The organism is Mesorhizobium sp. M0621 (genome assembly GCF_040320745.1).
Classification (GTDB): domain Bacteria; phylum Pseudomonadota; class Alphaproteobacteria; order Rhizobiales; family Rhizobiaceae; genus Mesorhizobium.
Genome location: NZ_JAMYQF010000122.1, coordinates 1 through 1,714, shown reverse-complemented (window position 1 = coordinate 1,714; position 1,714 = coordinate 1). Strand labels below are relative to the sequence as shown.

3 protein-coding genes are annotated in these 1,714 nt (G+C 58.3%); all 3 read right to left on the bottom strand.

The genetic code is table 11. The features are described 5' to 3' along the window. Positions 1-297 precede the first annotated feature (297 nt). Positions 298-609 carry a type II toxin-antitoxin system RelE/ParE family toxin gene (locus tag NKI38_RS33380; RefSeq protein WP_352665128.1) on the bottom strand — a complete coding sequence of 104 codons (312 nt, stop codon included), beginning with the start codon at positions 607-609 and terminating at the stop codon, positions 298-300. Positions 610-612: 3 nt separating this feature from the next. Next, positions 613-879, bottom strand: a complete 267-nt coding sequence (locus NKI38_RS33375; RefSeq protein ID WP_352665126.1) for a type II toxin-antitoxin system ParD family antitoxin — start codon at positions 877-879, stop codon at positions 613-615. 654 nt (positions 880-1,533) lie between these two features. Then, the coding region (locus NKI38_RS33370) for a hypothetical protein (protein ID WP_352665123.1) at positions 1,534-1,714 on the bottom strand (181 nt) is incomplete at its 5' end.

The following is a 1,714-nucleotide window of genomic DNA, read 5'->3' as shown; positions in this document are numbered from 1 at the left end:
AGGCTTAGAAGCAAACTTCTTCGTCGCCAGCGGCGAGCCGCCCTCGTTCGTGAGGCGTATATAGTCGCCACCAATCAGAACTGTCAACAGAGATCAGCGATGTTTTTTCGATTTCTCGTGGAGTTATCCACGGGGCCGAAATTCGTGAGCTGGCTTGGCTGAATTGTGAGCGGTGTTCTGCCGCCAACCATTCCCGTGATGCGCCCCCGAGGTCTCGGCGCTGAACGTGCATCATCGGCTTGAAAAACAACTGTTGCGCCTCGGTGGACGCAGAGCAATTCCCTACCGGAGCGCCATTTAGAGCCGGTCCTCAAGCAATTCCGGCGTGATGTTCCGGCCAGCATAAAAGATGCCCAGGATCAGCACCCGCTCGCCCTCGACGGCGAAGGCAATGCTGACGGCACGCCGGTAACCGACAATCCGCAGCCCAGGCATGATCTCGACTCGCTCGGTGCCCCGCTGTGGAAAAGTCGACAAGCCGAGACTATGGTCGCGGATACCCGCAATGAAATTCCAGGCGATCGCCGGCGACGCACGTCCGGCTATATCATCGTAGAGTTGCTCCAGCTCGGCTTCCGCCTTGGGGTGGAAGACAATCCGATACTCCATCCCCTATCTGGCTTTCGCCTGCTTGGCGCTATGACGCGCCTCCAGCCGAGAGAAGACCGTTTCGGCAGGGATGCCTTTCGCCGGATCTCGCTGAAGCTCGGCCAGCCGCGCCGGTATGTCTTCGCGCAGCCACCTCTCCCGCTCCGCCTCGAAATCCTCGAGCATGCGCAGGCCCGCGCGGACGACCTCGCTGGCATTGTTGTAGCGACCTGATTCGAGCTGCTTTCTGATGAAACTCTCATAGTGGTCATTCAAAGCGTAATTTGGCATTGGCAGCCTCCTTCAGGGGAATATGGGGACACACGGAGAATGTAGCAATAGATATCAACTACTAGCAGTCTTGGTTGATTCGGCCGTGGTTCACCTTGCCGCGATTTTCCGCCAGCAGGATCGCTCTGTCGCTTGATTCGGCATGACCGAAATGCTGCCTCGGCCACGAGGGCCCCGCGATCGAGGATCGACGCGCAAGCTGATGCCGGGTGTGATTCTTTTGTGGCAGCCGTGCGCGAGAGGGGTGCAAAATTCAACCGGCTAAAATTTGTTTCGTATTTGGTTTCAGGGCTGGTCTTTGAGCCGGCGTCTTCAGCCTATGGCCCGCAGAGCGAGGCTGCCTTGTCGGCATCGGCATCACCGACGCGCCAGGCGGCAAGCCCGGAAATAGGACCTCATCTTTTGCTGCGTTATACCGATCTTTTGCGCTTCAATCCTTGGACCTGGTCAGGCATGAGAGGCAAGAAGCCCGCAGGCTTGGAGCATGGCGGGCTTTGCGTGCGGTTGAGCGGAGTGGATCGACGGCCGGCGTCAGCCAGAAACGCAAACGGCCCGCTTTGAACGGGCCGTTGATTTATTGATTTGGTCTTGGCGATGGGATTTGTCTCGTCCGCCCCGGTTCGGCTTATGCCGCCATGCCGGCGCCGGGGCGTTTCAATCCGCGGGGTCATTGTCAGTCCCTTGAACGCAAACGCCCGCAGTCGAAGCCACGGGCGTTTTGATGTCCACATCAACGGCCATGACCTTGCCCCTCTGATCTAATCCGGTTTGAAGTTCGTTCTGGCCCATCGAGAGGACCAGGACATGAAACGTAGCCGCTTCTCTGAAGAGCAGA